This is a genomic window from Sphingomonas sp. (assembly GCF_036402235.1).
In the GTDB taxonomy this organism is placed as follows: domain Bacteria; phylum Pseudomonadota; class Alphaproteobacteria; order Sphingomonadales; family Sphingomonadaceae; genus Sphingomonas.
Window position 1 is genome coordinate 22406 of sequence record NZ_DASWTG010000057.1, and the last position, 6356, is coordinate 28761.

A 6356-nucleotide genomic window follows, 5' to 3' on the forward strand; every position below is an offset into this window, starting at 1 on the left:
GCGTCTCGCGGCGTGCCGTCTGGCATCAGAATGCGGTTTCTTCCGGGGCGGATTTGGGCTTTAGCTGGGCAGCCTTCAACCCCGTCCCGGATCGCCGTGCCCGATCAAAGTCCCGCCGCAGCGCATATCCTGAGCTTTGCCCAGACGCTGAAGGGCGGCGGCGTCGAGCGCGCGTTGTTGCGGATGGCGGATGGCTGGGTGCGCGCGGGACGGCGGGTGACGCTGGTGATCGGCGACACCGGCGGGGCGCTGTCGCACGAGATTCCGCAAGGGGTCACGGTTCGCGCGCTGGGCAGCACCGCCTATCGCGCGCTGTTCGGGCTGCATGCCATCGTCCGCGAGCTGGCGCCCGACATCGTCTTCTGCCCCGGCAACCATTATACCGGCGCTGCCTTCTGGCTGCATGCCCGGCTCGGCAGATCCTGCCCGCCGATCGTGGGCAAGGTGTCCAACGCACTGGTGCGGCCCGATCTCGCTCGCGGCGCGGGAGCCGGCTATCGCGCCTGGCTGCGCATGCATCCGCGCTTCCTCGACGCGGTGGTGGCGATGACCCCGGCGATGGCCGGGGAAGCGGTGGGTGCGATGGGGCTGTCGCCGTCGCACGTCCATGTCATCGCCAACCCGCCGGCGCGGCCGATCCCGGGCGCCCCGCCGCCGTCGCTGCCCGAAGGACGCTTCCTGCTCGGCGTCGGCCGGCTCGCCCCGCAGAAGCGGTGGGAGCGGCTGATCGCCGCCATGCCGCGCCTCCACGATCCTGCGGTCAGGCTGGTGATCCTGGGCGAGGGGGAGGAACGGGCATCGCTCGAACGGCTGGTCGAGCGGCTCGGGCTGGAGGATCGCGTGTCCTTGCCCGGCCATGCCCCCGATCCGCTGCCCGCGATCGAGCGCGCCGCCGCGGTAGTGCTGACCAGCGAGTTCGAGGGCGTGCCGGGCGTCATCCGCGAGGCGATCGCCGCCGGCACCCCGGCCATCGCCACCGATTCGAGCGTCGCGATCCACGAGCTGATCGATTCGCCCGCGCGCGGCACGATCGTGCCGCCGGGGGATCGCGCACGGCTGGTCGGCGCGCTCAACCACTGGCTGATGCCCGGCCGCCCGCGCCCCGAGCCGAAGCCTGAGACCGGACCCGATCCGGTACAGGCGTATCTGGAGCTGTTCGACGGTCTGGCGGCTCAACGCGGCCGGTAGCTGAACCCGATCCACACGGTGCGCGGTGTCGCGCGCTCGACGATGCCGTTGCCGGTGATGGCGGTCTCGACCCGCGCGTCGGTGAGGTGCTCGCCGCGCGCCTCGATTGAGAGGCCATCGGTGACCGGCACCGCAATCCGCGCGTCGAGCGTGAAGGCGTCGGCCAGCGCGCGCGCGTTCTGATCATCCTCGAATTGCGGCGCGACGTAGCGGCCGGTGACCGAGAGCAGCAGGCGCCCGCGCGTCCAGCCGAGATTGGCCGATCCCTGGTGCCGAGCAACCTGTGCAGGGCGCATGCCGTCGAGCGCGGCTGCCGCGCCCGAGGCTTCGACCCGCGCATCGGTGAACGCCCAGGATGCGCCCGCGCGCCACGGCCCGGACCGCCAGCGCAGATCGATCTCGGCGCCTTTCGCGACGATCGCGTCGAGGTTGAGGCGCTGGCGGTAGCCCCCGCCCGCCGCGACGAAGCCGACGCCGGGGAAGCTCCCCGGGCCGGTGCCCAGCGTGACGTTGCCGATCGCGCCGCGGATGCGGTTCCAATAGCCCGTGGCGCTCAGGGTGAGCGACGGCCCCGGCGTCAGGTCGATGCCCGCCTCCACCCCCGTCAGCCGCTCGGGGTCGAGCAGCGGGTTGGCTGCGGTGGCGTCGGTGCCCGCGCGGAACGGGCGGTAGAGCTCGTTGAGCGTCGGCAGCCGCCAGCCGGTATAGGCGGCGCTGCGGATCGAGACGGCTGGCGTGAGTTTGACTGCGACACCCGCGCGCCCGCTCGCCTCCCAGCCGCTGCGGTCGGCGAAGCGCGCATCGGTGAGCGGCGCGCCGCCCGCCAGCGGCGCCTCGAACAGCGATCCGTTCGCGATCGTCCAGCGATCGATGCGCCCGCTTGCGCTCAGCGTCAGCGGGCCGCGCTCAAGGCTCAGGTCGGCGAACGCGCCGCCGGCCAGCGTCTCGCCGCCCGCGCTGCGCCACCGCGTCGGATTGCCCGCGACATAGGTGAACAGCTCCTGCGTCCGCCCGGACGTGTGGCGCAGGTCGCCGCCCAGCCGCAGCGTCGTCCCGGCGCCGATCGGCGGCTCGATCTCGATCCGCGCCCCCGCGCCGGTGGCGGGGACATGCTGGTCGAGCGTGGGGGAAGCGCTCGCGCGGCCCGCGCCGATGCTCGCGAATCCGCTCGAGAAATCGCGGTGCTGGAGATAGGCGAGCGCCGCCCAGCGCCAGCTGCCGCGGCCGACCAGCCGCACGCTGGCGTCCGCGCCCTGGCTGGTCATCGGCGTGAAATCGGTGCCGCGATCGCGCTCGTCGCTGAAGCCCGACAGGTTCGCCTGCAACTCGGTCGTCTCGCCGACGGGGAACACCGAGCGCAGCGCGAGGCTGGCCTGGCGATAGGGCGCCGCGCGATCGGCCGGGCCGCGATCCTCCGCGACGATCGGCACGAACCCGTCGCCGCGCGCGAACTGCCCCGCCACGGTCAGCGATCCCGCGCCGAGCCTCGCGCCGCCGGTCGCGACCAGGTCGATCGACTCGCGACTGCCGTAGAAGCCGGTCAGCGCGAGCGGCCCGAGCATGTCCGCGCCGGCGCTGGTCAGCTCGATCGTGCCGGCGAGTGCGCCGGCGCCGTGATAGCCGCTGCCGCCGCCACGGGTGATCCGCACCGACGCCAGCCGCTCGGGCAGATAGGCGGGGAAGGGCACCCAGCCGCCGAACGGATCGGCCTGCGGCACCCCGTCAAGCAGCAGCAGCGCGCGGCTCGACGCATTGCCGCCCAGCCCGCGCAGGGTGATGCCCTGGGCGGTCGGATGCGCCGAGCGCGAATCGGCGCGGCGGAACTGCGCGGCGCCCGCGGCATCGCGCAGCACGTCCTCGAACCGCCCGCTCGCGCTCTCGGTCAGCCGCTCGCGGTCGATCTCGGCAACGGCATAGGCGGCCTCGCCCGGCGGGGCGTCGAGCCCCTGCCCGGTCACCACGATCTCCTGGGCAAGAGCGGGCAGCGGGAGGAGAAGCAGGGCCGCGACGGCCCTCATTCGGGCTTGGCCCGGTCAGGATGCGCGGCGGCAAACGGCTCGAGCGCGGAGGCCGCGGCATCCGCGGCGACCAGCCTGGGATAGGCGGAGAGCGGCAGATCGAACCGCCGCGCATTGTACATCTGCGGCACCAGCAGCACGTCGCTCACGTCGGGCGCATCGCCGCCGAGGAAGGGGCCGTCCCCCGCCAGCGCCTCGAGCGCGGCGAAGCCCTCGGCGATCCAGTGGCGATACCATTCGGCCTTGGCCGCCTCGTCCGCGCCGAATTGCGATTCGAGGCGCTTCAGGATGCGCAGATTGTTCACCGGGTGGATGTCCGCCGCGATCAGCAGTGCGCGCGCCATCGCGCCGGCGCGGTCGAGCGGATCTGCCGGGATCAGCCGCGGCTCGGGCCAGGCGGCATCGAGCCATTCGATGATCGCGAGGCTCTGCGTCAGCACGCGACCGTTGCCGATGTCGAGCGCCGGGACGAAGCCCTGCGGGTTGCGCGCGACATGCTCGGCCGAGCGCTGCTCGCCCTTGACCAGATGCACCTCGCGCCGCTCGTGCGGCACGCCCTTGAGGTTGAGCGCGATCCGCACGCGATAGGCTGCGGACGAGCGGAAATAGTCGTAGAGGATCATGCCGCGCCCGCCTTGGGTTTGGAGCGGCGGCTCCGCACCGTCTTGGGCGGCGGATCGGCTTCGGGCGGCGCGCCGATCCCCGCTTCGGCCGCCTGCTCCGATTTGCGCTCGAGCGCGACCTTGATCATCGCCACGATCGGATCGGCGAGCGCAAGGCCGAGAAAGCCGAACAGCGTGCTCGCCAGGATCTGCGACGAGACGGTGAGCGCGGGCGGCATGTCCACCGTGTGCTTGGCGATCAGCGGGAGCAGCACATAGCCGTCGAAATTCTGCACGACGAAATAGATGATGATCGCCCACAAGCCCTGCTCCGGCCCCGCGCTGAAGCCGACCGCGACCATCAGCACGCCCGAGATGAACGCGCCGATATTGGGGATGAAGGCCAGCATGCCGGTGATGATGCCGAGCAGCAGTGCCATCGGCACGCCCGCGATCGACAGCAGGATCCAGGTCAGCACGCCCTCGAACACCATGCCGGCAAGTCGCCCGGCGAGCAGCACGCGCATCGTCCGCGCCATCCGCGCCAGCGTGATCGCGAACTGGTCGCGCGACTGCATCGGCACCATCCATTGCAGCCCGCGCTCGTAGATGCGCGGCTCCATCGCCACGAACAGGCCGATGATGAGCACGAGGAAGAAGCTGGCGACCGCACCCACCGCGCCGCCGATGAACGAGGTGACGCGCCCGACGCTGCCCAGCGCCTGCTGGGCGAAGTCCTTGAGATCCGCGGCGCCCGGCATGATGCCGAGCTCGGTCAGCCAGCCGCTCAGCCGCACCGCCTGCGCCTCCAGCGTCTGGCGCAGCTGCTCGGCCTGTGCCGCGATCTCGACCCCGGTGAGGTAGAAGACGCCGCCGACGAAGGCGATCACCAGCAGCACGACGATCAGCAGCGCGAAGCCGCGCGGGATCGGCACCGCCTTGCGGATCAATCGCGCGCCGCCGTCGAGCATCGACGCGACGACGAGCCCGGCGAAGATTAGCAGCAGCGGCTGGATCAGCAGCACCACCAGCGCCACCGCGATGGCGAGCCCGAACCACACTGATGCGCGGCGCAGCTCGGCGCGCATCACCGGATCGCGCATCTCGTTGGGGCCGGGCTCCTGGACGACCGAGACCTGATCCTTGCTCATTGGCTGGCTACTCCGCTGGACGGTCGGGATGAAGCGAGCCGCCCGCGCGGCCCGGGCGGAACGACCCCGCCCAGCTGAGCGGGTTCCAGCTCGCGCTGCCGTCGAGGCTGAACGTCACGAACTCGGCGCGCCCGCCGATATTCTCCACCGGCACCGCACCGCCGAGCCCGCCCTGATCGAGCGTCATGCGGCTGTCGGCGCTGTTGTCGCGATTGTCGCCCATCAGCCAGACATGGCCGGCGGGGATGCGCACCGGGCTGAAATTGTCGCTGCCGACCATCGCCAGGTCGATCGTGTCGTAGCTTGCGCCCTCGGGCAGCGTCTCGCGCACGATCGGCACGTTGCAGAACTGCTTCCCCGAAGCGTCGCGCACCACGCGGCCTTCGTAGAGGTTGCGCTCGCCGGGCAGCGTGTCGAGCCCGCAGCGGGTGTTGGCGTCGATCGGGATCAGCCGGTCGGCCCGCTTCTCGCGCTTCACCTGCCGGCCGTTGATGTAGAGCAGGCCGCCATGCATCTCGACCAGATCGCCGGGCAGGCCGATCACGCGCTTGATATAGTCGGTGCGCGCATCGGGCGGGGTGACGATGACGATATCGCCGCGCCGCGGCACGCTGCCCAGCAGCCGGCCCTTGATGAAGGGGAGGACGTGGAAGGTCGGGGTGACGTAGCTATAGCCATAGGGATATTTGGTCACCACCAGCCGGTCGCCGATCAGCAGCGTCGGCATCATCGATTCGGAGGGGATGTAGAAGGGCTTGGCGACCAGGCTGTGGAAACCGAGCACCGCGATCACCAGCCAGAAGATGCCCTTGGCCTCTGCCCACCAGTCGGTGCGGCCGGCCCTCGCTTCCGTCCCAGCCTCATTCTCTGCCGTCAACGCCAACTCCTCGGCCATCGCCTTACTCCGCCGGTAGCGCTTCGATCACCACCAGCGCCTGGGCCCAGGGATGGTCGTCGGTCAGCGTCAGATGCACCTTGGCGACGTGACCGGCGGGGGTCATGGCGTCAAGCCGCGCCTTGGCCCCCCCGGTCAGCGCCAGCGTCGGCGCGCCCGACGGCGCGTTGACCACACCGATGTCGCGCATGAACACGCCCGCCTTGAACCCGGTGCCCACCGCCTTGGAGAAGGCCTCCTTGGCGGCGAAGCGCTTGGCCAGGGTCGCGGCATAGTTGAGCGGGCGCCGCGCTGCCTTGCGCAGCTCGACATCGGTGAACACGCGATTCTCGAAGCGCATCCCGAACCGGTCGAGCGTCGACTGGATCCGCTCGATATTGCACAGGTCCGAGCCGATGCCGATGATCACAATCAATTCCTCCCCGGCACGGGGAGGTGGCAGCGCGCAGCGCTGACGGAGGGGCCGCCGCGCAGACGGCGGTGCTCGCGGCAGAGCTTACCG

Annotated in this window: 6 protein-coding genes; 1 reads left to right on the forward strand and 5 read right to left on the reverse strand. The window is 71.2% G+C overall.

Annotated elements, in window-relative coordinates:
* Positions 1 to 96: 96 nt before the first annotated feature.
* Positions 97 to 1188: a glycosyltransferase gene (locus VGD28_RS12555; protein WP_331028685.1), complete on the forward strand. Its 1092-nt coding sequence runs from the start codon at positions 97 to 99 to the stop codon at positions 1186 to 1188.
* Here VGD28_RS12555 and VGD28_RS12560 read toward each other — a convergent pair.
* Genes VGD28_RS12560 through acpS form a run of 5 tightly spaced genes read right to left on the reverse strand, consistent with a single transcriptional unit; the run spans position 1173 to position 6263 of the window.
* Positions 1173 to 3206 carry a TonB-dependent receptor gene (locus VGD28_RS12560; RefSeq protein ID WP_331028686.1) on the reverse strand — a complete coding sequence of 678 codons (2034 nt, stop codon included), beginning with the start codon at positions 3204 to 3206 and terminating at the stop codon, positions 1173 to 1175. The genes VGD28_RS12555 and VGD28_RS12560 overlap by 16 nt on opposite strands.
* Positions 3203 to 3829, reverse strand: a complete 627-nt coding sequence (gene maiA, locus VGD28_RS12565; RefSeq protein ID WP_331028687.1) for a maleylacetoacetate isomerase — start codon at positions 3827 to 3829, stop codon at positions 3203 to 3205. Before maiA ends, VGD28_RS12560 begins: the two co-directional genes overlap by 4 nt.
* Positions 3826 to 4959, reverse strand: coding sequence for an AI-2E family transporter (locus tag VGD28_RS12570; RefSeq protein ID WP_331028688.1), 1134 nt, complete (start codon positions 4957 to 4959; stop codon positions 3826 to 3828). Before VGD28_RS12570 ends, maiA begins: the two co-directional genes overlap by 4 nt.
* A 7-nt stretch (positions 4960 to 4966) precedes the next feature.
* A complete protein-coding gene (gene lepB / locus VGD28_RS12575; RefSeq protein WP_331028689.1) occupies positions 4967 to 5854 on the reverse strand; it encodes a signal peptidase I in 888 nt (295 codons plus the stop codon).
* Between the two features lie 4 nt (positions 5855 to 5858).
* Entirely contained in the window at positions 5859 to 6263 is a 405-nt protein-coding gene (acpS, locus tag VGD28_RS12580; protein WP_331028690.1) for a holo-ACP synthase, read from the reverse strand.
* Positions 6264 to 6356 lie beyond the last annotated feature (93 nt).